Source organism: Azospirillum terrae, from assembly GCF_053470425.1.
Genome location: NZ_JBPXMR010000010.1, coordinates 12,714 through 36,618 on the forward strand (window position 1 = coordinate 12,714; position 23,905 = coordinate 36,618).

21 protein-coding genes are annotated in these 23,905 nt (G+C 68.0%); 5 read left to right on the forward strand and 16 right to left on the reverse strand.

Annotated elements, in window-relative coordinates:
• Positions 1-5: 5 nt before the first annotated feature.
• A complete protein-coding gene (locus tag ACSVDD_RS21880; protein ID WP_448191516.1) occupies positions 6-1,646 on the reverse strand; it encodes an acyl-CoA synthetase in 1,641 nt (546 codons plus the stop codon).
• 164 nt (positions 1,647-1,810) lie between these two features.
• Between ACSVDD_RS21880 and ACSVDD_RS21885 the strand changes: the two genes are divergently transcribed.
• Positions 1,811-2,071, forward strand: a complete 261-nt coding sequence (locus ACSVDD_RS21885; protein WP_448191517.1) for a hypothetical protein — start codon at positions 1,811-1,813, stop codon at positions 2,069-2,071.
• Between the two features lie 48 nt (positions 2,072-2,119).
• Here ACSVDD_RS21885 and ACSVDD_RS21890 read toward each other — a convergent pair whose 3' ends face one another.
• The 5 genes from ACSVDD_RS21890 to ACSVDD_RS21910 form a co-directional block, all read right to left on the reverse strand.
• Complete coding sequence (locus ACSVDD_RS21890) at positions 2,120-3,838, reverse strand: methyl-accepting chemotaxis protein (RefSeq protein ID WP_448191518.1); 1,719 nt, start codon at positions 3,836-3,838, stop codon at positions 2,120-2,122.
• Between the two features lie 204 nt (positions 3,839-4,042).
• Positions 4,043-4,768, reverse strand: coding sequence for an ABC transporter ATP-binding protein (locus tag ACSVDD_RS21895; RefSeq protein ID WP_448191519.1), 726 nt, complete (start codon positions 4,766-4,768; stop codon positions 4,043-4,045).
• Entirely contained in the window at positions 4,765-5,751 is a 987-nt protein-coding gene (locus tag ACSVDD_RS21900; protein ID WP_448191520.1) for a branched-chain amino acid ABC transporter permease, read from the reverse strand. Before ACSVDD_RS21900 ends, ACSVDD_RS21895 begins: the two co-directional genes overlap by 4 nt.
• Positions 5,751-6,620 (reverse strand): branched-chain amino acid ABC transporter permease, encoded by an 870-nt coding sequence (locus tag ACSVDD_RS21905; protein WP_448191521.1) that lies wholly within the window; start codon positions 6,618-6,620, stop codon positions 5,751-5,753. Before ACSVDD_RS21905 ends, ACSVDD_RS21900 begins: the two co-directional genes overlap by 1 nt.
• Positions 6,621-6,695: 75 nt before the next feature.
• Entirely contained in the window at positions 6,696-7,685 is a 990-nt protein-coding gene (locus ACSVDD_RS21910) for a M23 family metallopeptidase (RefSeq protein ID WP_448191522.1), read from the reverse strand.
• A 514-nt stretch (positions 7,686-8,199) separates the two neighbouring features.
• On the opposite strand from ACSVDD_RS21910, the gene ACSVDD_RS21915 reads away from it, so the two are divergent.
• The gene (locus ACSVDD_RS21915; protein ID WP_448191523.1) at positions 8,200-9,651 is read left to right on the forward strand and encodes a M10 family metallopeptidase C-terminal domain-containing protein; all 1,452 of its coding nucleotides are present in this window, start codon (positions 8,200-8,202) and stop codon (positions 9,649-9,651) included.
• Positions 9,652-9,692: 41 nt separating this feature from the next.
• Here the strand turns inward: ACSVDD_RS21915 and ACSVDD_RS21920 are convergent, their stop codons facing one another.
• The 3 genes from ACSVDD_RS21920 to ACSVDD_RS21930 form a co-directional block, all read right to left on the reverse strand.
• Positions 9,693-10,940 carry an ABC transporter substrate-binding protein gene (locus ACSVDD_RS21920; protein ID WP_448191524.1) on the reverse strand — a complete coding sequence of 416 codons (1,248 nt, stop codon included), beginning with the start codon at positions 10,938-10,940 and terminating at the stop codon, positions 9,693-9,695.
• Between the two features lie 96 nt (positions 10,941-11,036).
• Positions 11,037-12,815, reverse strand: a complete 1,779-nt coding sequence (locus tag ACSVDD_RS21925) for an SLC13 family permease (protein WP_448191525.1) — start codon at positions 12,813-12,815, stop codon at positions 11,037-11,039.
• A gap of 12 nt (positions 12,816-12,827) precedes the next feature.
• Complete coding sequence (locus tag ACSVDD_RS21930; protein ID WP_448191526.1) at positions 12,828-14,846, reverse strand: AsmA family protein; 2,019 nt, start codon at positions 14,844-14,846, stop codon at positions 12,828-12,830.
• Positions 14,847-14,956: 110 nt separating this feature from the next.
• Here ACSVDD_RS21930 and ACSVDD_RS21935 point away from each other — a divergent pair, with 110 nt between their 5' ends.
• Positions 14,957-15,328: a hypothetical protein gene (locus ACSVDD_RS21935; RefSeq protein ID WP_448191527.1), complete on the forward strand. Its 372-nt coding sequence runs from the start codon at positions 14,957-14,959 to the stop codon at positions 15,326-15,328.
• A gap of 15 nt (positions 15,329-15,343) precedes the next feature.
• Here the strand turns inward: ACSVDD_RS21935 and ACSVDD_RS21940 are convergent, their stop codons facing one another.
• The 5 genes from ACSVDD_RS21940 to ACSVDD_RS21960 all read right to left on the reverse strand — a co-directional run bounded on the left by ACSVDD_RS21940 (position 15,344) and on the right by ACSVDD_RS21960 (position 20,375).
• Entirely contained in the window at positions 15,344-15,790 is a 447-nt protein-coding gene (locus ACSVDD_RS21940) for a bacteriohemerythrin (protein WP_448191528.1), read from the reverse strand.
• 44 nt (positions 15,791-15,834) lie between these two features.
• Positions 15,835-16,770: a histone deacetylase family protein gene (locus ACSVDD_RS21945; RefSeq protein ID WP_448191529.1), complete on the reverse strand. Its 936-nt coding sequence runs from the start codon at positions 16,768-16,770 to the stop codon at positions 15,835-15,837.
• Between the two features lie 144 nt (positions 16,771-16,914).
• The gene (locus ACSVDD_RS21950) at positions 16,915-17,835 is read right to left on the reverse strand and encodes a DMT family transporter (RefSeq protein WP_448191530.1); all 921 of its coding nucleotides are present in this window, start codon (positions 17,833-17,835) and stop codon (positions 16,915-16,917) included.
• A gap of 123 nt (positions 17,836-17,958) precedes the next feature.
• Entirely contained in the window at positions 17,959-19,173 is a 1,215-nt protein-coding gene (locus ACSVDD_RS21955) for a CaiB/BaiF CoA transferase family protein (protein ID WP_448191531.1), read from the reverse strand.
• A gap of 5 nt (positions 19,174-19,178) precedes the next feature.
• Positions 19,179-20,375, reverse strand: a complete 1,197-nt coding sequence (locus tag ACSVDD_RS21960) for an acyl-CoA dehydrogenase (RefSeq protein WP_448191532.1) — start codon at positions 20,373-20,375, stop codon at positions 19,179-19,181.
• Positions 20,376-20,732: 357 nt separating this feature from the next.
• On the opposite strand from ACSVDD_RS21960, the gene ACSVDD_RS21965 reads away from it, so the two are divergent.
• Positions 20,733-21,626, forward strand: coding sequence for a LysR family transcriptional regulator (locus ACSVDD_RS21965; protein ID WP_448191533.1), 894 nt, complete (start codon positions 20,733-20,735; stop codon positions 21,624-21,626).
• Positions 21,627-22,085: 459 nt separating this feature from the next.
• Here ACSVDD_RS21965 and ACSVDD_RS21970 read toward each other — a convergent pair whose 3' ends face one another.
• Both ACSVDD_RS21970 and ACSVDD_RS21975 read right to left on the reverse strand, forming a co-directional pair.
• Complete coding sequence (locus ACSVDD_RS21970; RefSeq protein ID WP_448191534.1) at positions 22,086-22,379, reverse strand: hypothetical protein; 294 nt, start codon at positions 22,377-22,379, stop codon at positions 22,086-22,088.
• Between the two features lie 33 nt (positions 22,380-22,412).
• Positions 22,413-23,057, reverse strand: a complete 645-nt coding sequence (locus ACSVDD_RS21975; protein WP_448191535.1) for a DUF3885 domain-containing protein — start codon at positions 23,055-23,057, stop codon at positions 22,413-22,415.
• A 265-nt stretch (positions 23,058-23,322) separates the two neighbouring features.
• On the opposite strand from ACSVDD_RS21975, the gene ACSVDD_RS21980 reads away from it, so the two are divergent.
• Positions 23,323-23,805 (forward strand): sigma factor-like helix-turn-helix DNA-binding protein, encoded by a 483-nt coding sequence (locus ACSVDD_RS21980; RefSeq protein WP_448191536.1) that lies wholly within the window; start codon positions 23,323-23,325, stop codon positions 23,803-23,805.
• Positions 23,806-23,905: the final 100 nt, after the last annotated feature.

A 23,905-nucleotide genomic window follows, 5' to 3' on the forward strand; every position in this document is an offset into this window, starting at 1 on the left:
CCCGCTCACTCCTTCCCCTCGCTCTCCCGGATCGCCCGATCGCGCAGTTCACGGCGAATGATCTTGCCGGTGGTGGTCATCGGCAGGGCGTCGACGAAGGCGATCTCGCGCGGGTACTCGTGCGCGGCGAGGCGGGTCTTCACGTGCTCCTGGATGTCGCGGACCAGCTCCGGGCCGGGACGCGTGCCCTCGTTCAGCACCACGAAGGCCTTGACGATCTCCGTGCGCAGCGGGTCCGGCACGCCGACCACCGCCGCCATGCGCACCGCGGGGTGGGCGATCAGGCAGTCCTCGATCTCGCCGGGGCCGATGCGGTAGCCGGCGGAGGTGATGACATCGTCGGCGCGGCCGACGAAGCGGATGTAGCCCTCCTCGTCCAGTTCGCCCTGGTCGCCGGTGATGAGCCAGTCGCCGATGAACTTGTCCGCCGTGGCTTTCGGGTTGGCCCAGTATTCCAGGAACATGACGGGGTCCGGCCGGTGCACGGCGATGTGGCCGAGTTGCCCCGGCCCCAGCCGGTTGCCGTCGCCGTCGATCACCGCCACGTCGTGGCCGGGCGCCGGGCGGCCCATGATGCCGGGCTTGCCGGGCATGATCGCAGCGCAGGACGAGACGATCATGTTGCACTCGGTCTGGCCGTAGAACTCGTTGATGGTCACTCCGAAGGTGCGCCGGCCCCAGTCCAGCAACTCCGTCCCCAGCGTCTCGCCGCCCGAGGCGATGGAGCGCATGGAACAGGCGAAGCGCTGTTGCGGGGTCTCGACACCGCGCATCATCTTCAGCGCGGTCGGCGGCAGGAAGGCGTTGCGCACGCCGAACTCGGCGATCAGGCGGAAGGCTTCCTCGGCGTCGAACTTCTCGAAGCGGTGGGCGACCACGGTGACGCCGTGGTGCCACGCCGGCATCAGCACGTCCAGGAGACCGCCGATCCACGCCCAGTCGGCCGGCGTCCAGATGCGGTCGCCGGGCTGCGGGAACAGGTCGTGCGAGACCTCAACCCCCGGCAGATGGCCGAGCAGCACGCGGTGCGCGTGCAGCGCGCCCTTGGGCTGCCCGGTGGTGCCGGAGGTGTAGATGATCAGCGCCGGGTCGTCGGCCAGCGTGCCCACGGGCGCGAAGTCGTCCGGCTGCCGGCCGACCAGCGCGTGGTAGTCGTGGAAGCCGTGCCGCGGCCCGTCGATGCACAGCACGATCTGGAGGTCCGGCAGCTGGTCCTTCAGCGCCGCGATCTTCTCCGCGCCTTGCGTGTCGGTGACCACGGCCTTGGCCCCGCAGTTGCCGAGCCGGTAATGCAGCGCGTCCACCCCGAACAGGCCGAACAGCGGCACCGCGACGGCGCCCATCTTGTAGACCGCGACGTGCGACGCCGCGGTTTCGGGCGCTTGCGGCAGCAGGATGCCGACACGGTCGCCTCGGCTGACGCCCAGGCTGCGCAGCAGGTTGGCGAGCCGGTTGGACTGGCGGCGAATGTCGGCGAAACTGTACTCGGCGACCGTGCCGTCGCGCCGCTTGTAGATCAATGCGGTGCGGCCGGGGTCTCGCTCGGCCCATTTGTCGCAGACGTCGACACCAATATTGTAATGCTGCGGCACCTCCCAGCGGAAGCGCGCGGCGATCTCGGCATAGCTTGCCCCATGCGGCAGCATGCGTGGTCCCTCCCCAGGGATTTATCGTTCCTTGCCAGAGAGCTTAGGACCGAAGTGGCGCGCGCGCCAGATGCCTATCCGAATCGGCTGCGACAGAAAGCGGCAAAGCGCTGATTGTCCGTCGATGATACCGTTCGACAACAGACAATAAATGGGAGGACGCCATGCTCGAGCGCAGCGAAGTCGAATCCATGATCGCGCACCGCCTGACCCAGGACCCCGGATTCCGCAGCCGTCTGATGGCCGACCCGCGCGGCACGCTGGCGGCGGAATTCAAGATCATGCTGGCGCCGACGGTGTCGCTGACGGTGCACGAAGACACGCCGCAAGAGCTGCACATCGTCGTCCCGCCCGCCCCGGACCGCCGCACGGGTGCCCTCGTCGTGGGCGACGACCGCGGGCCGCAGAACCGGACGTATCAGTGAGACACTGGATGGTCCCTCTCCCGGCCCAGCCGGGAGAGGGCTTGACCGCTACGCCGCCTTCACCGCGGACAGGAACACCTCCACCTTCGAGCGCAGCACGCCGGCCTGACCGGACAGCGTGTCGGCGGCGCCCAGAACGTCGTGGGCGGCGACGCCGGTGTCGGTGGCGGCGCGGTTGACGCCGACGATGTTGGTGGACACCTCCTGCGTGCCCTGGGCGGCCTGCTGGATGTTGCGGGCGATCTCCTGGGTGGCCGCCTGCTGCTCCTCGACCGCCGCGGCGATGGCGCCGGAGACATCGCTGATCTGACGGATCGTCCCCATGATGGCGCCGATGGACGACACCGCCCCCTGCGCCTCGCCCTGGATCGAGGTGACCTTGGCGGCGATCTCGTCGGTGGCGCGGGTGGTCTGGTCGGCCAGCGCCTTGACCTCGCTCGCCACGACGGCGAAGCCCTTGCCCATCTCACCGGCCCGCGCCGCCTCGATGGTGGCGTTCAGCGCCAGCAGACGGGTCTGCGAGGCGATCTGCATGATCAGGTCGATGACCTGGGCTATCTCCTGCGACGCCATCGCAAGGCCGCGCATGGACTCGTCCACCCTGCCGGCCTGCGCCACCGCCTCGCCGGCAATGGACGCCGACTGGGCGACCTGACGGCTGATCTCCTGAACGGAGGCGGCCAGTTCCTCGGTGGCGGTGGCGACGGTCTGCACGTTGGCCGAGGCCTGCTCCGACGCCACGGCGACGGCGGTGGACTGGCGCGTCGTCTGCTCGGCGTTGGCGGAGAGCTGGCCGGCGGTCGCCTGCATCTGCGTCGCCGCCGAGGAAACAGACCCTAGCACCGCGCCGGTGTCCTGGTCGAAGCGGCCCGTCAGCTCCTCGATGGCGCGGGCGCGGCGCTCGCGGGTGGCCTGCTCGGCGCGCTCGCGCTCGGCGGCCTCGCGGGCGGCCACCATGCCGTCCTTGAAGATCAGCACCGCCTGGGCCATCACCCCCACCTCGTCACGCCGCCCGACCGCCGGGATCGCCGTGCCGTAATCGCCGCCGGCCAAGCGGTTCATGGCCTCGGTCATGGCGGTCAGCGGGCGGACGATGGAGCGCGCCGTCAGCCGCACCGCCGCCGCGGCGATGGCCAGCCCCAGCACCAGCATGCCCGCCTGCATCAGCATCAGCCGGTTGGCCGCGTCCGCCATGCCGTGCGCGTCGGCTTCCAACAGCATGCGCTGGCGGTCGGTGATGCCATCCACCGGCTGGCCCGCGGCGTCCTTGCCGCCGTCCAGCAGCAGTTTCAGCCGGGCGGCACGCGGCAGCGCCTCCTCGGCGAGGATCTTGATGGAGCGCTCGCGGTCGCCGGCGACGGCCGCGGCCTCGGCGGCGTCCTGCGCCTTGCGCAGTTCGTCCAGCAGCGGCTTCACCTCCGCCCAAGCGCGCTTGTTGGCCTCGCTGGTCCAGGTGGTGGACAGCCGGTCCATCTCGGCGCGCAGGCGGTCGACCTCCACCCAGGCCTCGGCGCGCTCGGCGCGCAACGCCGGGTTGGCCGTCAGCAGGAATCCGCGCATGGCCGCCAGGGAGCCCGTCAGGTTCGCATAGATCCCGTCGCTCGCCAGGGCCGTGGGCATGCGGACATCGGCGATTCTTCCAGCCATCTGCTTGCCGCCACTGGCCATCACCAGCGCGGCGCCGACGTTGATCACCAGCAGCGCGATCACCGCGGCAAAGCCGATCAGCAGGCGTCGCCCGATGCGCAGATCATTGTACCAATTCATGGAATCTCCCCCATCGCTCTCATCCGCCGCGGTCGATCTTATTTTCTTCGGCGTCAGGGAAGGATGCGCGGGAGTCTTTAACAGAGTGTTTCACTAAGGTATTGGGGCGACGCAAAATCGTCACTTTTTTGCGCAATTTTCGCGCCAGGTGCACAAAGACGATGCATTCGCAGCGCCGTCGGAAACGATCTTGCGTCGCCGGGGTTAGAGGCTTTCCGCGCCCAGATAGGACTCGATCACGCGCGGGTCGGCGGTGACGTCGGCCGGGGTGCCCTCGGCGATCTTCTCGCCGTGGTCGAGGACGATTACGTGGTCGGACAGCGCCATCACCGCCCGCATCACGTGCTCGATCATCAGGATGGTCAGGCCGTGTGCCTGGTTCAGGTCGCGCAGCACGTCCACCATGCGGTCCACTTCGGTGGGCCGCAGTCCCGCCAGAACCTCGTCCAGGAGCAGCAGCGTCGGCTTGGTCGCCAGCGCCCGCGCCACCTCCAGCCGCTTGCGGTCGGGCAGCGTCAGGCTGCGCGCCGGGCGTTGCGCCTGATCGTCGAGGCTCAGGCGCTCCAGCACGTCGCGGGCGATGCGCCGGGCTGTCACGACCGACTTCTCGCGGGCCAGCGCGCCGACCAGCACGTTCTCCTCCACCGTCAGGTCGCCGAACGGCTTGACGATCTGGAAGGTGCGGCCGATGCCGGCGGCGCAGATCTGATGCGGCTTCAGGCCGGTGATCGGCGTGCCACCCAGGCGCACCCGGCCCTCGTCGGGCGGGAAGACGCCGGCGATCAGGTTGAAGGTGGTGGTCTTGCCAGCCCCGTTCGGCCCGATCAGCGCGACGATGGAGCCCTGCGGCACCTCGAAGCTGACGTCGGACACCGCGCGCAGGCCGCGGAAGCGCTTGGACAGGCCCTGGACGTCGAGAAGCACACTCATTGTCCGCCCTCGCCCGGCGCGCGCGTCAGCTTCAGGCGGCGCGCCAGCCAGGGCCACACACCTTCGGGGCGGAAGACGATAATGGTCACCAGGGCGGCGCCGTAGAACAGCTGCTTCAGGCCCGGCACGTCGATGCCCAGCGCGCCGATGGCGCTGGTCAGCGCTTCGCCCAGCGGGGTCAGGATGAAGGCGCCGAGGATCGGCCCGAACAGCGTGCCGATGCCGCCGACAATGGCCGGCAGGATGATCTCGATGGAGCGGCCCATGGAGAACACCTGCTCGGGGAACAGGTTGTTGAAGTAGAAGGCCTGGAACACGCCGCCCAACGCGGTCAGCGCCGCCGACACCACCACCGCCTGGATGCGGGCGCGGAACAGGTCGATGCCGACCGCTTCCGCCGCTTCCGCGTCCTCGCGGATCGCCAGCCATTGGTAGCCCAGGCGCGAATGCAGCAGCCGCTTCGCTAGCCCCAAGGCCAGCAGCACCAGCGCCAGGATCACGTAGTAGAACAGCGTCGGCGAGCCGCGCAGGTTCAGCAAATCGTTGCCGCCGCCCACCGGCAGGAACAGCCCGCCCGAGCCGCCGACCCAGCCGATGTGGTCGAAGCCGATGCGCGCCACCTCGGCGAACGCGATGGTCAGCAGCGCGAAATGCACGCCGCGCACACCGAAGCGGAAACCCAGGAAGCCGATGAACGCCCCGGCCGCCACCGCCAGCGCGATGCCGGCGACCAGGCCGAGCCACGGCCCGATGCCGAAATGCACGAACAGCGCGGCGCTGGCGTACGCCCCCAAGCCGACGTACAGCGCGTGGCCGAGCGACAGCAGGCCGGAGAAGCCCATCATCACGTTCCACGCCTGACCCACATAGGCGAACCACAGGACCGTGGTCAGCACCGAAAGCACATAGCTGTCGGCGAACGCCGGCACGACGAGCAGCGCCGCCAGCAGCAGCCCGGCCAGAACCAGAGCGCGCGGCGTCATCACGAGCGCCTCCCCAACAGGCCCTGCGGCCGCAGCAGCAGCACGACGATCAGCACCACATAGCTGAACAGCGCCTTCAAGGACGGCATCAGCAGGAAACCGGCCAGCGCCTCGGACACGCCGATCAGCACGCCGCCCAACAGCGCGCCGGGCAGGCTGCCCAGGCCGCCGACGATGACGATGATGAAGGACAAGAGTGTGTATTCCGGGGCGAGTTGCGGGCGCGCCTCGACCACCAGGGTCAGGAAGGCGCCGGCGATGCCGACCACCCCGGCGCCGATGCCGAAGGTCAGCGCGTACAGCCCGTCCAGGTTCAGGCCCACCACGCGAGCACCCAGCGGGTTGTCGGCGCAGGCGCGGATCGCCTTGCCGGTGCGGCTGAAGCGGAAGAAGGCGAACAGCGCCGCCGCCACGGCGATGGCGCCCAACCCGGCATAGGTGCGCGTGGCGTCCTGGCGCAGCGGCCCGATCTCGAAGCTGTCGAAGACGTAGGGCACCATCACGCCGCGCGAGTCCGGCCCGAAGATCATCAGCAGCAGGTTCAGCACGATGGTGGCGATGCCGAGCAGCAGGATGAACTGCATGTGCTCCGGCCGCTCGACGAACTTGTTGACGAGGCCGCGCTGCAAGGCCCAGCCGAAGACGAACAGCACCGCCGCCACCAGCGGAGCGGCCAGCATCGGGTCGAGGCCGAAAGCGCCGAACAGCAGCACGGCGCCGTACATGCCAGCGACCATCATCTCGCCGTGCGCGAAGTTGACGACGCGCACCACGCCGAAGATGACCGACAGCCCCAGCGCCGCCAGCCCGTACACGAGCCCCGTCAGCAGCCCCGAAGCGACGATGTTCAAGAGGAGGTCGAGGGACATGGACGCCGGACCGTGGAATCAGGCCTGCGGGTTACCAGTCCTTCGTATGGCAAGCAAGAGAGAGATGCGCGCCGCCTACGGAACGGCGAGGGTGCGTTCCATCTTCACCACAGTCTCGGCGCCGCGCGTCAGCGTGACCGTCCCCCGGTACGGTCCCTTGGGCCAGCCGCCGGCCGGGCGCTTGACGCCCTGGTAGGAGAACCAGACCACCTTGTCGGCCGGCAGCGGGGCGGCATGGTCGAACAGCGCGTGGCCGTCCGCCGCCTCGATGCGCACGCGCTGCATGTCGCCGGCCTTCACCCCCATCAGGTCGGTCCACAGCACCAGCATGCCGGCGTCCGGCGTCGGGGCGTCGGCGGCGTATTCGCCACGGCGCGCCGCCTCCGCATCCGGCTGCCGGACGGCGAAGCCGGCGCCCAGGCCCGCGGTCGGCTTGTAGGCCAGCGCCTTGGCCGCGGCCTCGCTCCACAGCGGCGTGTAGGTCTGGCCGCAGGCGGTGAAGGGGGCCTCTCCGACGAAGGGGTCCACCGGCTTGCCGGCGTGCTTGACGCCGAAGTGCACGTGCGGGAACTCCGTCGCCCCCGACAGGCCGACAAGGCCGAGCTTCTGGCCGGTCTCGACGCGCTGGCCCGGCTTCACGGCGACGCTGCCGCGCTTGAGGTGGACGTACCACGTCTCCCAACCGTCACCGTGATCGACGACGATGGCGTTGCCGGCCTCGCGCCCCTTGATCGCCTCGCGGCCGACCACGCGCAGGTTCACGTCCTCCATGCCGTCGCGCACGCGCAGCACCGTGCCGGGGGCGGCGGCCAGCACGGCGACGCCCTTCTCCATCATCACGTAGTCGGGCAGCCGGATGTCGGTGCCGTCGTGGCCGTCGTAGGTCAGCGGGCCGCAACCGTAGTCCTGCCGGCCCGGACCGGGGTCGTGGTCGACGTAGTTCTGCACGACGCAGACCTCGCCCATCGTGCAGTCGATGGGAAGTTCCAGGCTCGGCGGCGCGGCGGCGGCGGGGTGAGCGACAAGAAGCAGGCTGGCGGCGGCGAGGAAAGCAGTACGGATCACGCGGGGTCTTCCGGTTTGCGGGAGGGCGGCTTGCGGGAGGGCGGTGCCCGATCATATGGGGCGCCCGGCGCCGCTGTGGGAGAGCGGTAAGGCTCGACCCCCGCATACTCGAACCAGGGGCGCCGCGGCTTCAGAGTGAGCGCGTCGTCTTCCGCCTCGATGCCGGAATCGAGCCATGGATCGTCTTCGAACATGGAGAAAGCCGCCTGTGTCCTTCGGTCGGGGCTCGGGAGAGCCGCCCATCACCAACACGCGGCGTGGCGTCGGTATTCCCAAGCTCCAGCCATTGTCTACCCTTTCCCGCCCATTAAAAAGAGACAAGACGATGCGGACAATTTTGTGAAAAGTCGGCACGGACGCGCCCGGCATTTTAAAGAAATCGAACAATCCGGCCTTGTCGCAAAAATATCGTCCCAGCAGCGGCTTGGTTTGAGCTTTTTCTTTGTTTGACTGTTTCAGCAGCAAAGCCGCCCCGGCAAAACAGCGGGGCGGGGACGAAGAATAGGAGACGTGCATGGCCGCCGGTGCGACCCCCGTGGCTCTGTCGGGCAACAACCACATCGACGCTCTGCTGACCGGCGTGCGCGCCGACACATCGGATCTCACGTACGGATTCCCCACGGCGAATTCGACCTGGACCGGCTATGCGGCCGGGAGCGAGCCGTTCGACCGCTTCACCACGCTGACCGCCGCACAGCAGAGCGCCGTCACCGCGGCGCTGGCGACGTGGTCGAGCGTGGCCGACCTGACCTTCACGCAGGTCGCCGAGCCGGGGCAGGTGGCGGACATCCGCTATTCCGGCACCGGGCAGGCCAGCACGGCGCACACCTACTACCCGCATTCGTCGCCGCTGGGCGAGGACGTCTGGTTCGGCCCGCGGCTGACCAACGCCGCGGTGTGGCAACCGGGCAACTACGAGTTCGAGACGGCGGTGCACGAGACCGGCCATGCCCTCGGCCTCAAGCACCCGCACGACGCCAGCATCGGCGGCGCGGTCGGCGACAATGCCGAGTCCGTTGAGATGTCGGTGATGAGCTACCTGTCCTACGCCGGTGCGCCGCTCACCGAGAGCTACACCGTAGCGCCCGGCTCCTACCCGGCCGCACCGATGCTCGACGACATCGCGGCGGTCCAGTACATGTACGGGGCGAACTACGCCAGCAACGTCGACGACACCACCTATCGGTTCTCGCCGGACCAGGGCGTGATCTTCCGCACGATCTGGGACGGCGGCGGCACCGACACCTACGATCTGTCGGACTTCCGCGAGGGCGTGAACGTCAACCTCCAGCCCGGCCAGTGGAGCACCTTCGCCCGCGGCCAGCTCGCCCACCTCAACGTCGGCGATCCGACGGTGCTGGCGCGCGGCAACGTCGCCAACGCCTACCTGTACAACAACGACCCGCGCTCGCTGATCGAGAACGCCATCGGCGGCAGCGGCGACGATACCGTCACCGGCAACGACGCCAACAACACCCTGTCCGGCCGGCAGGGGAACGACACGCTGACCGGCGGGAATGGCCAGGACACATTTTTCGGCGGCAACGACAACGACATGATCTTCGGCAACCAGGGCAACGACCTGCTGCTCGGCAACGCCGGGGCCGACACGCTGTTCGGCGGTCTCGGCAACGACACGCTCTACAGCGGGCGCGGCGACGACCTGATGTTCGGCGACGACGGGGACGATGTGCTGTTCGGCGATCTTGGCAACGACACGCTGGACGGCGGGGCCGGGGCGGACATCTTCGCCATGGCGACGCGCGGTCCGGGGAACGGCCACGATGTTATCCTCGACTTCAACGCCGCCCAAGGCGACCGCATCGAGTTGGCAGCCGGGATGAACTACACGGTGTCGTCCAACGCCGCCGGCAACGCCGTGATCGCGTTCTCGAACAACGACGACGTGACGCTCAACGGGGTCCGCGGGACCGACGTGCAGGCCGCCTGGTTCATGATGGTGTGATAAGGCCCCTCCCCCGCGAAGGGGGAGGGACTTTGCACTTTTTAGGCGCGCTTCTGCCAGCCCGGCATCGGGAAGACCGGGTCCATCTCGGCCGAGCCCTTGGGCAGCACGACGGTCGGGCGCTGGTTGCGGTTCTGCACGCAGGCCGACGCCAGATTCACGTTCTGGCCCTTCTCGTCGAAGGTGATGGCGGGACCCACCATCATTTTTTCCTTCAGGTTCGTCTGGCGCAGCGCCTGGAGCATCGGCTCCGACGCGGAGGAGCCGGCGCGCTTGAAGGCATCGGCGGCGACCAGGATCGCCTCCAGCGTGAAGGCGACGTTGAAGGCGTAGCCCTCGAAGCGGTCGTTCGGGTACTGCTTCTTGAAGGCGGCGGCGACGCGCTGCGTCAGGTCCGCCTTCGGATCGTACCAGGGCAGGTTGGTGATGGCGTAGTCCACGTACTTGCCCAGCGCCTTGAAGGTCTGCTCGTCATAGAGGCCGGGCGAACCGGGAGAGACGATGCCCATCGGCTCCCAGCGCTGCTTGACCATCTCCTTGACCATCATGATGGCGTCGGCGGCGCGGGTGGTGACGATGGCGAGGTCGGCGCCCGTCGCCTTGGCCTTGGCGACCTCGATGGAGAGGTCCTGCGCCTTGGGGTCGTACGAGATCGAGTCGAGGATGCCGAACGGCATGTCGAGCTTGGGGAACAGAGCGTCCAGCGCCTTCTTGTTGGCCATGCCGAAGGTGTCGTTGGCGTGCAGGAACACCGCCGATTTCGGCGTCGCCCCGGTCGCCTTGAACAGGTCCTTCATCAGCGCCAGCCCGTTCGACACCAGCATGGTCGAGGTCGGGAAGTTGCGGAACACCGTCTTGTAGCCCTGCTCGGTCAGACCGTCGGCGGCGGCGATGTTCATCACCAGCGGAATCCCGCGCTGCTCGCAGACCTGGGCGGCGGCGGCGGTCTGGCCGCTGTCGAAGGCGCCGACGATGACGTTGGCGCCGTCGTTGATCAGCTTCTCGGCGCGCGAGCGCGCCACGTCGGGGCTCGATTCGGTGTCGGCCGACAGGATCTCGACTTTGTAGCCGAGGTCGGCGAGGACGGCCGGCGCGATGTCGGCGCCGCGCTGGCAGGCTTGGCCGGCCTGCGCCAAGTGGCCGGACCGCGGCAGCAGGACGCCGACCTTGAGCGTGGCCCCCTGGGCGAAGGCCGGCGCCTTGCCGAAGGCGCTCAGCGCACCGGCGGCAACGGCGGCTTGGCCGAACTGACGGCGGGTCAGGCCGAAGCGGGTGGAGCGGATGGTCATGGACGCGTCTCCCTGGGGCGCTTTTATGAGAGACCGAAGAATTTCCCGAACCGCCCGGCGTGTCAAAGGGTTCGTGTCAAAGGGTTATAGCCCCGCTCAGCGCGGCACCAGCGGCCACACCACCGCAATAACGGCGGTGCCGAGCAGCACGATGAGCAGCGACAGCGGCGCGCCCAGGCGCGAATAGTCGCGAAACCGATAGCCGCCCGGTCCCATCACCAGCGTGTTGCACTGGTGGCCGATGGGGGTGAGGAAGTCGCACCCCGCCCCCACCGCCACCGCCATCAGGAAGGCGTCCGGGCGGAGGCCGAGGTGTTCGGCGAGGCTGGCGGCGATGGGCGCCATCACCAGCACCGTGGCGGCGTTGTTGAGGAACGGCGTGATCGCCATGGCCGCCACCAGCATCATGCCCAGCGCGCCCACCGGCGGCAGCGCCTGCGCCACATGCGACAGCCAGCCGGCGATCAGTTCGGTGCCGCCGGTGGTGCGCAGCGCCTCGCTGACCGGGATCAGCGCGCCGAGCAGCACCAGAATCGGCCACTCGATGGCCTCATAGGCCTCCTTCAGCGTCAGCACGCGGAACAGCGCCATGGCGACGGCGGCGCCGAAGAAGGCGGGCGCCACCGGTGCCGCCCCGGTCGCCACCAGCGTCACCGTCACCGCCAGGACCAGCACGGCGAGCCGCTGCTTGCGCGGCCGCCCGAGCGCCAGGTCGCGCTCGGCCAAGGGCAGGCAGCCCAGCGTGCCGAGGGTACCCGTCACGTCCACGGCGCGCATCTGCAAGGCGACGAGGTCGCCGAATCGGAAGCGGATGCGGCGCAGGCGCTGGCGCAACGGCCGGCCCCGCCGGCTCAGCGCCAGCAGATTGACGCCGAAGCGCTCGCGCAGGCATACGTCTTCGACCGTCTGGCCGATGAGCATGGAGCGTTGCTGGACCACCGCCTCGACCAGCTGCAGCTCGTCGGTGCTGGAGACGCCCTCCAGATCCCGCTCGGCGACCAGCTCCAGCCCAACGGCCTGGACGATGCGGGCCAGCGCTTGGGTGTCGCACTCCAACACCAGGATGTCGTCGGCGAACAGCTCCCAAGGACCGGACGGGACGTAGCGCCGGTGCTGCTCGCGGATGATGGCGGCCACCGTCACGTCGCCCTCGCCGGCCTCCTCCAACTCGGCCACGGTGCGGCCGACGAAGGGTGAGGCCGGGGGCAGGCGCGCCTCGGTGGTGAAATCGTCGATGGAGAAGGCGGCCTGCGCTGACGCCGCCCCCTTGTGGCCGGGCAGCAGCCGCCAGCCGAACGCCAGAAACGCCAGACCGGCCACCGAAATGGTCAGGCCGACCGGCGTGAAGTCGAACATGTGGAACGGCTCGCCGAGGATCTCCGCCCGCACGCGCGAGACGATGATGTTGGGCGAGGTGCCGACCAGCGTCATCAGCCCGCCCAGCAGCGAGCCGAACGCCATGGGCATCAGCAGGTACGACAGCGACGTGCCGGTGCGCTGGGCCATCTGCACGGCGATGGGCAGGAAGATGGCGAGCGCCCCAATGTTCTTGACGATGGCCGACAGGAACGTCACCGCCCCGGCGAGGATCACCACCTGGCTGACGGTGTCGCGCATGTACGGGGCGAGCGGGCGCATCGCCGCCTCCACCACGCCGGAGCGGCTGATGGCGGCGCTGACCACCAGCGCCGAGCCGACGATGATGACGATGTCGTCGGAGAAGCCTACGAACGCCTCCTTGGCCGGCACGATGCCGACGATCAGCGCCGCCAGCAGCGCCAGCATCCCGACGAGGTCGTAGCGCACCCGGTCCCAGATCAGCAGCGCGATGACCGCGCCGATGATGGTGAAGGCGAGGATCTGGGGGGTGGTCATGCGGTGCGGCGCCTAGCGTCCGCTGCCCGATGACGGGGCTTTGCCGGGTTTGCCGGAATTTCCCGAACTGCCGGCGCCGACGCCGGACTTGCCGGACGGCGTCCTGGCGTCCTGGATCAGCTGGCCGCAGTGCGCCTGCTCATTGGTGCCGGTGTCCATCAGCGGCAGGATGCTGGCCAGCGGCGTCAGCAGCACGCCCAGCGCCACCGCCGCCGCACCGCGCGCGGCGCTCTCGGTGGCGTCGATGCCGATGGCCGGGTCGCCCAGGGTGCCGCGCACGTTGACCGGCACATGGGTGGCAAAGACTTGCGGCTGCTTGGAGCGGCCGGTGATGCGCATGTCGAGCTGTTCGGTCTTCAGGTTGATGCCGCCGCTGCCGGTCACCAGCGTCTCCGGCGTGTCGAGCACCAGCGCGTTGGTCTTCACGATGCCCTTCTCGACGTCCATGTCGGTGACGAAGCAGTTGAAGGGCAGCGGCTGGCTGCCCGACAGCGCCACGCCCAGTGTCTCCAGAATGTTGGTCTTCAGGCCCTTGACCGCCAGACTGCTGATCCGCCCGCCATCCACCGCCAGCCCCAGCTTGCCGTCGGCCGCCGCCAGGATGTCGGCCACGGTCGGTCCCTTGCCGGCCAGCTCGACACGGCCGGTGACGGTGCCGCCCATGTCCTTGGCGAACTTCGTCTCGCGGAAGAACTCGGCCAGCTTGACGCGGCGGACCTCCAGGTTGGTCTTCAGCGCCGGAGTCTTGCGGTCGCGCCCGTCCAGCAGCACGGTGCCGGCGATCTGCCCGCCGCCGATGCCGAGCTTCAGCGGCTCCACGGTGAGGCGCCCGTTGTCCAGCGTGATCTTGGCGTCCAGGTCGGCCAGCGGCGCGAAGGGCGCCTCCACCCGGTCGCCGTGGAAGCGCACGTCCATGTCGGCGGCGCGCAGCACCTTCAGGTCGATCTCGCGGGCCGGCAGGATGCGGCCCGGCCCCTTGGTCGGGTAGTCCTCCTTGCCGCGTGGCGAGGCCCCGATGAAGCCCGCCATGTCCACCGCCGCCAATCGCTTGGATTTCAGGTCGCCGGTGACCCGCGGCCGGTCCCCGCCCATGTCGGCGGAGACGGAACCGGACAGGTCGCTCTCCCCCACCTTTCCCTGCATGCCGGACAGGGTCCACACGTCGCCCTGGTGCCCGAGATGACCGGTCAGGCTGTAGGGCCGCGTCTTCGGCGCGGGAATGCCGAAGATTGGGAAGATCTCCGCCATATCGTCGCCGTGCAGCTCGATGGACAGGTCCTCGCCTTCCAGTTTGATGGGGTCCCCGACTGAGCCCTCGACCTTGCCCTTGGTCTTGCCGACCGCCGCGTCGACGAGGACCGGGTAGGGTTTGGAGCTGTCGCGCAGGAACCGCAGCCCGCCGCCCTTGACCTGCATGGTGAACGGCTTGCCGGCGAAGTTGCCCTTGCCGTCGAGCTTGACCTCCTCCTCCTTGTTGTCGCCGGTGGCGGTGGAGATGTTGGTGTCGACGTCGATGTCCTTCACCGGGTCGCGGTAGCGCACGCGGCCGCCGTCGATCACCATGGTTTCGATGATCGGGATCTGGTGCCGGTTGTCGGGCTTGACCGCGCCCTTGGCGACCGATTTGCGGGGGTCGGGGGCGAAGGTCCAGTTGTTCTGGCCTTGCTTGTCCTTCTCCATGTCCAGCTTGGGCTGGGTCACCACCAGCTTGGGCATCTCGATGTCGCCGCGCAGCAGCGGCCACAGTCGCAGATCGGCGTCGAGCGCCTTGAGTTCGGCGAAGGTCTTTTCCGTTGCCCACTCGGTGTTGGCGACGCGCAGGCCCTCGACATGGATGTGGATGGGATCGCCCATCTTGACCGAGAAATTGCCGTCGATGGCCACCTCGCGCCCCAAGGCCTTGGTCGCCTGCCGGGCGATGAACCCGCGCGCGTCGTTCCAGTCGAACACCGCCAACGCGATGCCGGCACCCGCCGCCACAAGGGCCACCAGCCCCAGCAGGCCGATGCCGATCCACTTCAAAACGGCCATCGCCGCACCCCTGACCCGTCCCATCCCTGCGGGAGTCAACGGCGCAGACGGCGTGGCGTGGCAGGCTACCCCCAAAGGGCGTAGGGTGACGGCCGGCACAGGAGGCCGCAATGTCCAAAGGCTACACCGGCTGGGCGCTGCCCGAAGCCGACCGCGCCGCGCTGCTGGCGCGCTTTCCGACGGTCTACAAGACCGTGAAGGCGGAGCACATTACCCACACGTTCGGCGCCGGCCCGGAGCATCCGTTGCCGAAGGAGACCACGGGACGCGTGGTCGGCATCGCCGACGACGGCCGCGGCGTGCAGGCGCTGGTGGTGGAGATCGGCGGCGGCACCGCGCGGCCGGACGGCTCGACCTTCCACATCACGTGGTCGCTCGGCCCCGGCCGCACGGCCAAGGAGTCCAACGCCGTCATCGCCGCGCAGGGCTGGACCCCAGTCGAGCCGGTCGCCGTGGCGCTGGTGCCGCGCTTTTTCCGCTGAGGCGTGCCGGCCGGCTCAGTACGGCCGGCCGCTCGACCGCTCCCAGACCTGTCCGGCCTTGGGATCGGGGTGCTCCAGGAAGGGCACGTACTTGCGGTCCTCGCCGAGGATGTGGCTGACCAGCCAGTCGTTGAGAAGCGCCTGGAGCTTGGCCGCCTCGGGCACGCGTCCGTGTTCGATGTCGGACTTCAAGGCGAAGACCACGTCGTACATGCGGTCGTGCAGTTCCTTGTGCGCACGCCAGTCCGGGTAGCCGGCGGCGCGCATCTGCTGCTCCTCTTCGCTGAAGTGGACCAGCACGAACTCCTCGAGCGTCGCCAGCACGTCCTTGATCTCGTCCGCCCGGCCGTCCTGGCCGATCAGCGGCCCCAGCCGGTTCAGGGCGTCGATGATCATCCGGTGGTGCCCATCCAAGGTGTCCGAGCCGACGGACATCCCCGTGGTCCATTCAATGGCCTGCATTCATTCCTCCGACGGCGCCGGAAGTCCCGCGCGCCCAATCACTCTCATGCATCCATCAGCGCCCGGACGTGCGACGCGACGCACGTCGCCAGGGCACGCGTGTCATAGCCGCCTTCCAGCACCGACACCACCCGCCGTTCGCAGCATTCCGCGGCGATCTGCAACAGGCCGCGCGTCACCCAGTCGAAATCGGACACCTGCAAGCGCAGGTTCGCCATCGGATCGGCGGCGTGGCCGTCGAAGCCGGCGGAGATGATCACCAGTTCCGGCGCGAAGGCCCGCAGCTTCGGCAGGATGATGTCGCCGTACGCCATGCGGAAATCGTCCGACCCGCTGCCGGCCGGCAGCGGCACGTTGACGACGACGCAGCCGCCCTCCGGCCCGGTCTCCGACATGGTGCCGGTGTAGGGGTAGGCGTCCTGCTGGTGGGTCGAAGCGTAGAACGTCCCCGGCTCGTTCCACAGCACCTCCTGCGTGCCGTTGCCGTGGTGGACGTCGAAGTCGATCACCGCGACCCGCTTCAGCCCGTGCGCGTCGCGGGCGTGCAGCGCGCCGATGGCGGCGTTCGAGAACAGGCAGAAGCCCTCCACCGAGGCGCGCCCGGCGTGGTGGCCGGGGGGGCGCACCGCGCAGAAGGCGTTGCGGCTGTGCCCGGCCAGAACGTCGTCGATGGCGGCGCAGACCGAACCGGCGGAGCGCAACGCCGCTTCACCCGAACCCGGCGAGGCGACGGTGTCGTTGTCGAACTCGTGATAGCCGTCCTTCGGGATGGCGGCCATGATGCGGGCGATGTGCTCCGGCGTGTGGGCGCGCAGGAGCTGTTCGTCGGTGGCCCGCGGTGCCTCGTCGCGCGACAGGTAGAAGAAGTCCTCGTTCTCCAGGATGCGGGTGATCGCCTTCAGGCGGTCCGAGCATTCCGGGTGAAGGTCTCCGGTGTCGTGCTCCAGGCAGGCCGGATGGCTCAGCAGCAGTGTGGTCATGTCCCCCCGAACGCGGCTCCGGGACGGGGCACCCGTAGGGCGCTGCGTCCGGCATCGTTGATTTTCCGTAACTCAACACGGAAATGGGGCAGAGGTCAGCAGCCGATTGCACGCACCCCGTGCGGCGGGACGTCGCGGTGTCGGCTACTCGGCGGGGCCAAGGCCCGGACCGGCTTCGGCCGCGGTGCCGCGCTTCAGCGCCTGCTCGCGGTGGAAGACGAACAGGCCGCTGGCGATGATCAGCGTGGCGCCCAGCGCCACGCGCACCGAGGGCGCCGTGCCCCAGACCACGAGGTCGAGCACCACCGCCCAGACGATGGACACGTACTGGAACGGCACCACCACCGCGGCCGGGCTGATCCGCAGCGAGCGGTTCATCGCCGCGTGCCCGCCCAGCGCCGCCACGCCCAAGGCGCCCAGCAGCAGGAAGTCCATCAGCCCCGGCGGCGTCCACACCGCGGGCAGCGAGGCGGCGCTGAGGATGCCGGTGCCGAAGGTCTGGAAGCTGACCAGCGTCAGGTTGCCGTCGTCACGCAGCAGGCGGGTGGTGATCATGCCCAGCGAGAAGATCGTCGCCCCAGCCAGCGCGGCCAGCGACGGCACCGGGTCGAACGATCCGGTTGGGTTCAGCACCAGCACGACGCCCGCGAAGCCCACCAGCACCGCCACCCAGCGCCGCCAGCCGACCTTTTCGCCCAACAGCGGCACGGACAGCGCGGTGACGATGAGCGGGGCCGACATGTAGATGGTCATCACGTCGGCCAGCGGCAGCGAGCGCGCCGCCCAGTAGAACAGCGCCACCTCACCGGCGACGCAGCCGACCCGCACGAGATGCAACGGCAGCCGCTTCACCGCGAAGACGGAGCGCAGGCCGGCCCTGGCGATGAGCGGAGCAAGCAGGATGGCGCCGAACAGGCTGCGGATCGCCAGCAGCATGCCGACCGCGTAGTCGGTCACCAGCCACTTGCCGAGCGCGTCGTTGAAGGTGAACAGCGACATGCCCAGCAGCATCATCAGGATGCCGGAACGGGTGTCGACGGCGGGGGCGGTGGTGGCGGTGGTCATGGATGCGGCACTGATTCTGAACAAAAAACGCCGTCATCCCCGCGCAGGCTCTCGGCGGATCGAAAATCCGCCGAGAGCCTGCGCGGGGATGACGGACAGGGGTAAGATGTGGGGAAGGATTGGCTAAATCACGCCCTTATCCCGCAACGCAGCGATGTCTCCGGCGCTTAGGCCGAGCTGTTCGCCGAGCACCGCGTCGGTGTCCGCCCCCAGCAGCGGCGGCGCACGGTCGTGCACCAGCGGAGTCCCCGAGTAGCGGATCGGGCTGGCGATCGTCGGCACGCTGCCCACGGTCGGATGCGGCAATTCCTGGTGGAGTCCGCGCGCCTTCACCTGCGGGTCGTCGAACACCGCCTTGAGATCGTTGATCGGCCCGCACGGCACCCCCAGCGGCTCCAGCGCCGCCAGCCAGTCGCGGGTGTCGCGGGTGCGCATCACCTCGGTGAGGATCGCCACCAGATCCGCCCGATTGGCGACGCGCAGGGAATTGTCGGCGAAGCGCGAATCCTGGGCCAGCTCGGGATTCCCGGCGGCGGTGCAGAACTTGGCGAACTGGCCGTTGTTGCCGATGGCCAGGATGATGTGGCCGTCGCGCGTCGGGAACGCCTGATAGGGCACGATGTTCGGGTGCGCGTTGCCGAGCCGCTGCGGCGCCTTTCCCGACACCAGATAGTTCATCCCCTGGTTCGCCAGGATCGCCACCTGCGTGTCCAGGAGCGCCATGTCCACCGCCTGCCCCTCGCCGGTGCGGTCGCGGTGCGCCAGGGCGCCGAGGATGCCGATGGTGGCGTAGAGCCCGGTGAACACGTCGGTCACCGCGACGCCGACCTTAACCGGGCCGCCGCCGGGCTCGCCGTCCGGCTGCCCGGTGATGCTCATCAATCCGCCCAGGCCCTGGATCATGAAGTCGTAGCCGGCGCGCTGCGCGTACGGCCCGTCCTGCCCGAACCCGGTGATCGAGCAGTAGACCAGCCCAGGGTTGACCGCCTTCAGGCTCTCGTAATCGAGCCCGTACTTCTTCAGCCCGCCGACCTTGAAGTTCTCGATCACCACGTCGGCTTGCGCCACAAGATTACGCACCAGCTCCTGCCCCTCGGGGCGTTCGAAGTCGATGGTGATCGAGCGCTTGCCGCGGTTGGTGGAGAGGAAGTAGGCGGCCTGCCGGTCCTCCCCCTCCCCCACCCAGGGCGGACCCCAGGAGCGGGTGTCGTCGCCGGCGCCGGGCCGCTCCACCTTGAGCACGTCGGCGCCGAGATCGGCCAGCGTCTGCGCCGCCCAGGGGCCGGCCAGCACGCGGGAGAGTTCGAGCACCTTGATGTGGGAGAGAGGCCCGGCCATGGCGATCAGCCCGAGAACGCCTGGAGCCCGGTGATCGCCCGGCCCAGGATCAGGGCGTGCACGTCGTGCGTGCCCTCGTAGGTGTTGACCGCCTCCAGGTTCATGGAGTGGCGGATGACGTGGAACTCGTCGGCGATGCCGTTGCCGCCGTGCATGTCGCGGGCGACGCGGGCGATGTCCAGGGCCTTGCCGCAGTTGTTGCGCTTGATCAGCGAGATCATCTCCGGCGCCGCCTTGCCCTCGTCCATCAGCCGGCCGACGCGCAGCGCGGCCTGAAGGCCCAGCGCGATCTCCGTCTCCATGTTGGCGAGCTTGAGCTGCGGGATCTGGTTCGCCGCCAGCGGCCGGCCGAACTGCTTGCGGTCGAGCTGGTACTGGCGCGCGGCGTGGAAGCAGAACTCCGCAGCGCCCATGGCGCCCCAGGCGATGCCGTAACGCGCCCGGTTCAGACAGCCGAACGGGCCGCTGAGGCCCTTGGCTTTGGGCAGCAGGGCGCTGTCGGGAACGTGCACCTCGTCCATGACGATCTCGCCGGTGATCGAGGCGCGGAGCGAGAACTTGCCCTCGATCTTCGGGGCGGAGAGGCCCTTCATGCCCTTTTCCAGCACGAAGCCGCGGATGTCGCCGGCATCGTCCTTCGCCCAGACGACGAACACGTCGGAGATCGGCGAATTGGTGATCCACATCTTGGAGCCGTTCAGCACGTAGCCGTCCGACACCTTGCGGGCGCGGGTCTTCATGCCGGCGGGGTCGGAGCCGGCGTCCGGCTCGGTCAGGCCGAAGCAGCCGATCCACTCGCCGGTGGCGAGCTTCGGCAGGTACTTCATGCGCTGCTCTTCCGAGCCGTAGGCGTGAATGGGGTGCATGACGAGGGACGACTGCACGCTCATCATCGAGCGATAGCCGCTGTCGACGCGCTCAACCTCACGGGCGATCAGGCCGTAGCAGACGTAGTTGACGTTCGAGCAGCCGTACTTCTCCGGCAGCGTGGCGCCGAGGAAGCCCAGCTCGCCCATCTCGGCGAAGATCGCCGGATCGGTCTTCTCATGCCGGTTGGCCTCCAGCACGCGGGGCATCAGCTTGTCCTGGCAGTAGTCGCGGGCGCTGTCGAGCACCATGCGCTCGTCCTCGGTCAACTGATCGGTCAGCAGGAACGGGTCTTCCCAGTTGAACACCGGACGCGATTCGGACGTCTTCGCCACTGCTTCCTCCATCAATATTCCGTCACGCCACCAGGGCTTTGACGGCCAATGTGCGGAAGGCGGTGTCATAGGTCCAATACATTTCTTTGGCAGTTTTGATATGCTGTGGATATAACTGGAAATCCGGTCCCTGCCCCGGCCACAGGGCGGCGAGTGGAACATTGTGGAACACTTTGGAACAGTGTGCAGAGGGTGTTCCGTTCGTCCTTCGTGACCAAGACATGATAGGACAAATATCCTAGAACAGCATCCTGAGTTTGGCAAGAACTTCCGCCATCCCGAGAGGCCGTTGCCCCCACCCTCCCGCTGCGCGGGCCCCTCCCTCCCCCGCCGGAGGCGGGGGAGGGTTGAGAAAGAATGTCCATGGATCTGCGCCATCTCCGCCACTTCGTCGCCGTCGCTGAGGAGCTGCATTTCAGCCGCGCCGCGGCGCGTCTGGGCATCGGACAGCCGCCGCTCAGCCAGTCGATCCAGGCGCTGGAGGCGGAGCTGGGCACCAAACTGTTCGAGCGCACCAAGCGCCACGTCGAGCTGACCGAGCCGGGGCAATTGCTGCTGGCCGAGGCGCGGGACATCCTGGCGCGCACCGAGCGCGCGGTGGTGCTGACCCGCCGCGCCGCCCGCGGCGAGGTGGGGGAGCTGAAGGTGGGGTTCACCGCCGCCTCGCCGTTCCTGCCGGTGGTGCCGCGGATCATCGACGCCTACCGCCGGGCCAGCCCCGACGTGCATCTGACGCTGACCGAGCTGCCGTCTTTGCGCCAGTTGGCCGCGTTGGCGGACGGGCGCATCGACGTGGGTTTCGTGCGCGAGCCGCGCACGCCGACCGGCGATGCCTTCACCTTCCACACGGTGCTGCGCGAGCCGCTGATCGCCGTGCTGCGCGCCGACCACCGGCTGGCCGGGCTGGACCCGGTGCCGCTGGCCGAGCTGGCCGGCGAGCCGTTCGTCTTCTACCCCTCGGACTACGGCACCAGCACGCTGGAGCAGGTGATGGCGCTGTGCGCGGCGGCCGGCTTCCGTCCCAACGTGGCGCAGGAGGCGCGCGAGGCCTTCACCATCATCGGCCTGATCGCCGCCGGGCTGGGGGTGTCGATCCTGCCGGCGCAGTTGCGGCAGGTGGCGGTGGAGGGCGTGGTGTACCGCAGCCTCGACACCGCCGACGCCTACACCACGCTGCTGCTGGCGCACCGCCGGGGGGAGCGGTCGGCCCTGGTGCGGGCGTTCACCGATCTGGCGGGGCGGTTCGTGTAAAGCTGTGGCTTCAGAACTCCACGAGCCGTCTGGCGATGAGCAAAGTGCGTACGCCGACGGTGCCATTTCTCATAAAATCCGTTCTCTGATCCGCCCCCGCCGGTCAATCGCCACCGACCGTAATGATGACCTCCCTAACCGCCTCCCCTCCCCAGGGTGTCTTGTCGCTTAGGGCGCGGCCGCCGGCGGATGGTGCACAGAGATGTACATGACCAGCGCCCTGAGCTTTTACTCGTTCCAAAGCTTCGATGAGTGTGGCCAACCCGTCATCGTCACAGTCTATTTGAATGGCTTTTCCGCTTTCTGTGATTTGGAAGCTTAACATTAGCCATTCCTCATTTGAAGCTTGGATGATCTCATAACGTTAGAGATGACGGGATCCGAGTAGCACCGGAACAGGAACTCCGATTGGCGTGATCGGCCCTGCCGTTTTCAGAAAACCCATTCCCCGATATTCGCTCAGCAGTCTCCAGCACCGCACCTTGTTCGTATCCAAGGGCCTCCAACCACTTGCCTTTCAGCTTCCCATTCCGGCTCAAGATCTCGAATGGCCTCAAGGGTAGGGTCGTCTTCAAACACATGCCCAATACCGACCACACGGCAGGATCTTGGCGTATCATCATGCTGTGCGCCACATAAAAAGCACCAATCGCCGTCTTCTCGATCCACCAATAATATAGGTTTATCCTTGTTAAAGACGTGGGTGCAGACATAGGCTTTCCCGTGGTAAGGAATTGAATTATTGATCATCATTTAACCTCCTCATGCGTTCTCTGATTCGCCTAATCATCGGCGCAAGAAGGTCGCGTCCATGGTAGGGCGGTCATAATCGAGCAGCCAATCGGCGAATACTTCGTACAGAGGGAGTAATTGGGCGGGGCTCGTGGCAACAACGTCCATTCCTCGGTCATCGTAGACATGGAGGAGGACGCCCCTGTTGAAATCAACCAAGTACAGTAGCGCCCCGCGCAACCTTGGCTCAATCGGCATCTCCCTAGACGCCGCACCCCACAGCAATGCATCAATGGCGTGCGAGCGCGGCGGCAAATTGATGCAGTGACAGTAGCGGAAGGTGCCCCCGTCCAAATCGAACCCTTCATCAGAAGCCCTTCTGCTCGGCTGGCCCAGGTCATGACCGATGCCAAGTGCCTTGATCTGCCGTCGGACTTTGCGCGCTTGGCCTCCCGACCGCGTGCCGGCGACATACGAAATCAGGGCGCTCACGCTCTGCGAGGTCTTGAAAAGCTCCCTGCTGACGGCTCGTGCCCGGTCAAATGCCTGAAGAAACCGAGGCACCGACTCTGTATCGCTGCGGAAGATCTCTCCGCCCAGTTCGAAGCGAAGAGCATGGGGAAAGGCATAAAACAGGGCGCCGGGCAAAGGCGCCACTCCGAAGGTATCAGCCAAGCGCCGAAAGGGATCGCTTGTCATGCGCACACGTCACAGGGCCTGATTTCCTGCATCGCCCCCTCCATCGAGACACGGGAGTTTTTCACGTTCTGATGGGTGCTGAAAGGCCCTTAATGCGCATATTGAACGTTATGGAAAGACTGCCGAAGCCATCCAGCGCATCAACCGGAGGTTCGTGCGGAAAAATCCCTGCTGGAATTCTGGCAACGACGCTTAAGCGCCGCGGCCGTGGAACACGCCGCCGCCCACCCCATTTGTAGACCATGGGCACCGGCAGGAGGTTCGCATGGCGACGCTGAAGGAGTTCGAAGAGGCCCTGAAGGCGGCGGGGAACACCACGGCGCTCGACATCCTGGAGACTCTCCGGGAGCGCGACCGGGTCAACCGCTCGATCCGGCCGGCGCGGCGCCTGACCGGACGGAAGATGACGCCCGAACTGGCGTCCGAGATCCTCTACCTCCACCGGACCACCGAGATGACCCAGCAGGAGATCGCCTTTCACCTGGGCGTGAACCAGGGGCGGGTGAACGAGGTGATCAAGCGGGGCAAGTGGCTGGACGGCGATCCCGCATCCGCCGAAGCCGTCGCCCGCGACAAGGCCGTCGAACGCGCCAAGGCGGGCGTCGGAGTCAGGCCACGTCGTAAGCCGCCGGGGAAGCCGCCGGGGAAGCCGGCGGATGGCGCTTCAGCGGTGGCGGGAAAGCCGCCTGCGAAGAAGAAGGTCCGGGCACCGGGCGCCCCGGTTCAACTGCCGTTCGAGGGGCTGTGAGCGGGCATTTCAGCGTGACGTTGTTGCAGCGAGGCTGCGAAGGCTGCTGAGGGCGATCTCGGTGGCGTGCTCTCCGGTCTGCCGGCGGCGCGCCCCCCGC

Bases quoted from the DNA above. Each gene is read 5' to 3' on its own strand.
- ACSVDD_RS21880 (WP_448191516.1), bottom strand. From the start codon at position 1,646: ATGCTGCCGCATGGGGCAAGCTATGCCGAGATCGCCGCGCGCTTCCGC.
- ACSVDD_RS21885 (WP_448191517.1), top strand. From the start codon at position 1,811: ATGCTCGAGCGCAGCGAAGTCGAATCCATGATCGCGCACCGCCTGACC.
- ACSVDD_RS21890 (WP_448191518.1), bottom strand. From the start codon at position 3,838: ATGAATTGGTACAATGATCTGCGCATCGGGCGACGCCTGCTGATCGGC.
- ACSVDD_RS21895 (WP_448191519.1), bottom strand. From the start codon at position 4,768: ATGAGTGTGCTTCTCGACGTCCAGGGCCTGTCCAAGCGCTTCCGCGGC.
- ACSVDD_RS21900 (WP_448191520.1), bottom strand. From the start codon at position 5,751: ATGACGCCGCGCGCTCTGGTTCTGGCCGGGCTGCTGCTGGCGGCGCTG.
- ACSVDD_RS21905 (WP_448191521.1), bottom strand. From the start codon at position 6,620: ATGTCCCTCGACCTCCTCTTGAACATCGTCGCTTCGGGGCTGCTGACG.
- ACSVDD_RS21915 (WP_448191523.1), top strand. From the start codon at position 8,200: ATGGCCGCCGGTGCGACCCCCGTGGCTCTGTCGGGCAACAACCACATC.
- ACSVDD_RS21920 (WP_448191524.1), bottom strand. From the start codon at position 10,940: ATGACCATCCGCTCCACCCGCTTCGGCCTGACCCGCCGTCAGTTCGGC.
- ACSVDD_RS21925 (WP_448191525.1), bottom strand. From the start codon at position 12,815: ATGACCACCCCCCAGATCCTCGCCTTCACCATCATCGGCGCGGTCATC.
- ACSVDD_RS21930 (WP_448191526.1), bottom strand. From the start codon at position 14,846: ATGGCCGTTTTGAAGTGGATCGGCATCGGCCTGCTGGGGCTGGTGGCC.
- ACSVDD_RS21935 (WP_448191527.1), top strand. From the start codon at position 14,957: ATGTCCAAAGGCTACACCGGCTGGGCGCTGCCCGAAGCCGACCGCGCC.
- ACSVDD_RS21940 (WP_448191528.1), bottom strand. From the start codon at position 15,790: ATGCAGGCCATTGAATGGACCACGGGGATGTCCGTCGGCTCGGACACC.
- ACSVDD_RS21945 (WP_448191529.1), bottom strand. From the start codon at position 16,770: ATGACCACACTGCTGCTGAGCCATCCGGCCTGCCTGGAGCACGACACC.
- ACSVDD_RS21950 (WP_448191530.1), bottom strand. From the start codon at position 17,835: ATGACCACCGCCACCACCGCCCCCGCCGTCGACACCCGTTCCGGCATC.
- ACSVDD_RS21955 (WP_448191531.1), bottom strand. From the start codon at position 19,173: ATGGCCGGGCCTCTCTCCCACATCAAGGTGCTCGAACTCTCCCGCGTG.
- ACSVDD_RS21965 (WP_448191533.1), top strand. From the start codon at position 20,733: ATGTCCATGGATCTGCGCCATCTCCGCCACTTCGTCGCCGTCGCTGAG.
- ACSVDD_RS21970 (WP_448191534.1), bottom strand. From the start codon at position 22,379: ATGATGATCAATAATTCAATTCCTTACCACGGGAAAGCCTATGTCTGC.
- ACSVDD_RS21975 (WP_448191535.1), bottom strand. From the start codon at position 23,057: ATGACAAGCGATCCCTTTCGGCGCTTGGCTGATACCTTCGGAGTGGCG.
- ACSVDD_RS21980 (WP_448191536.1), top strand. From the start codon at position 23,323: ATGGCGACGCTGAAGGAGTTCGAAGAGGCCCTGAAGGCGGCGGGGAAC.